The sequence below is a fragment of the Streptomyces sp. NPDC012794 genome (genome assembly GCF_042901085.1).
GTDB lineage: Bacteria > Actinomycetota > Actinomycetes > Streptomycetales > Streptomycetaceae > Streptomyces.
The window spans coordinates 1-1666 of record NZ_JBIBCI010000054.1 but is presented as its reverse complement, the minus strand read 5'-3'; the positions used below and the strand labels follow the sequence as shown (position 1 = coordinate 1666).

Annotated in this window: 2 protein-coding genes; both read left to right on the top strand. The window is 69.7% G+C overall.

The window, feature by feature from the left end; all coding sequences use genetic code 11:
• Window positions 1-978, top strand: a 978-nt coding sequence (locus ACFY7H_RS34055) for a vitamin B12 dependent-methionine synthase activation domain-containing protein (protein ID WP_388946593.1), incomplete at its 5' end; no start/stop codon positions are given.
• A gap of 35 nt (window positions 979-1013) precedes the next feature.
• Window positions 1014-1666: adenosylhomocysteinase (locus tag ACFY7H_RS34050; protein ID WP_388946590.1), on the top strand; the 653-nt coding region annotated here is incomplete at its 3' end.

The window sequence follows — 1666 nt, the reverse complement described above, 5'->3', positions numbered from 1 at the left end:
ATCTACGAAGGCGAAGTCCGCTACGCCCGCGACGCCTTCGAAGGCCTGCGCCTGATGGACGCCCTCATCGCGGTCAAGCGCGGCGTTCCCGGCGCCCAACTCCCACCCCTCAAGCAGCGCCGTGTCCCGCAGCGGACCGCGGTCCTCGATGTGCGCGAGCCGGAAGACGCCGGCCGCTCGGACGTGGCCGTCGACAACCCGGTGCCCGAGCCGCCGTTCCTCGGCACCCGGGTCGTCAAGGGCATCCAGCTTAAGGAATACGCGGGATGGCTGGACGAGCAGGCGCTCTTCAAGGGCCAGTGGGGCCTCAAGGACGCCGGCTCCATCGAGACGGAGGGGAGGCCCCGGCTGCGCGGCTGGCTGGAGCGGATGCACACCGAGCGGCTCCTCGAGGCGGCCGTGGTCTACGGCTACTTCCCCTGCGTCTCCAAGGGCGACGACCTGATCGTCCTCGACGAGGACGGGGGAGAGCGGACCCGGTTCACCTTCCCGCGCCAGAGCCGCGGCCGCCGGCTGTGCCTCTCCGACTTCGTGCGCCCGGACGACTCCGGCGAGGTCGACGTCGTCGGCTTCCAGGTGGTGACCGTCGGGTCGAGGATCGGCGAGGCCACCGCCAGGCTCTTCGAGGCCGACTCCTACCGTGACTACCTGGAGCTGCACGGCCTGTCCGTCCAGCTCGCCGAAGCCCTGGCCGAGTACTGGCACGCCCGCGTCCGCGCCGAACTCGGCATCGCCAGCTCCGATCCGGCGGCCATGGACGGCATGTTCCGTACCGAATACCAGGGCTGCCGCTACTCCCTCGGCTACCCGGCCTGCCCCGAGCTGGCGGACCGGGCCAAGATCGCCGACCTCCTCCGGCCGGAGCGGATCGGCGTCCACCTCTCCGAGGAGTTCCAGCTGCACCCCGAGCAGTCCACCGACGCCATCGTCATCCACCACCCCGAAGCCGGCTACTTCAACGCGGGAGGCCGCCGATGACCTCCGGTTCCGGACGAGTTCAAGGAGCACGACCCATGCCTGCCGAGTTCACGGACTTCAAGGTCGCCGATCTTTCCCTTGCCGCTTTCGGCCGCAAGGAGATCACCCTGGCCGAGCACGAGATGCCGGGTCTGATGTCGATCCGCGAGGAGTACGCGCAGGCGCAGCCGCTGGCCGGCGCCCGCATCACCGGCTCGCTGCACATGACCGTCCAGACGGCCGTGCTGATCGAGACGCTCGTCGCCCTCGGCGCCCAGGTCCGCTGGGTGTCCTGCAACATCTACTCGACGCAGGACCACGCGGCGGCGGCGATAGCGGCCGCCGGCGTCCCGGTCTTCGCCTGGAAGGGCGAGACGCTGGAGGAGTACTGGTGGTGCACGGAGCAGGCGCTGACCTGGCCCGGGCACGCCGGCCCGAACATGATCCTGGACGACGGCGGTGACGCCACCCTGCTGGTCCACAAGGGTGTCGAGTACCAGAAGGCCGGCAAGGTCCCGGACCCCTCGACCGCCGACAACGAGGAGACGGGCTTCGTCCTGGAACTGCTGGGCCGCTCCACGCTGGACTGGACGCGGATGGCCTCGGAGATCCGCGGTGTGACGGAGGAGACCACGACGGGTGTCCACCGTCTGTACGAGATGATGGCCGAGGGCACGCTGCTGTTCCCGGCGATCAATGTGAACGACGC